We start from the raw sequence: 292 nt of genomic DNA, 5'->3' as shown, positions 1-292 counted from the left end.
GAAGTGCTGAACTACCAAGTGGCGCCAACGGAATCGACTGGAATCTGGACTGAACTGCTGGGAACCTTGATCAAGCAGGGCGTTAAAGATGTGCTGTTGTTTGTGGCCGATGGGTTAGTTGGTTTGGATGAAGGCTTGAATCGGCATTTCCCTAAAGCCAAACGACAACGTTGCCTGGTTCATGTTGGGCGGAATCTGATGAACAAAGTTCGCGTAAAAGACCGCAAGGCCGTGATCAGTGACTTTAAACAAGTTCATCGGGCCGCCAACCGTGAAGCAGCCGAACTGAAAC

The 292-nt window shown here is 50.3% G+C and carries 1 protein-coding gene; it reads left to right on the top strand.

Annotated elements, in window-relative coordinates; translation table 11 throughout:
* Positions 1-292: transposase (locus FD26_RS10800; protein ID WP_200953667.1), on the top strand; the 292-nt coding region annotated here is incomplete at both ends.

The organism is Companilactobacillus crustorum JCM 15951, assembly GCF_001434585.1.
Lineage (GTDB): Bacteria > Bacillota > Bacilli > Lactobacillales > Lactobacillaceae > Companilactobacillus > Companilactobacillus crustorum.
Note: the sequence above shows the minus strand (reverse complement) of the source record. Positions and strands in the feature narration are given on the sequence as shown.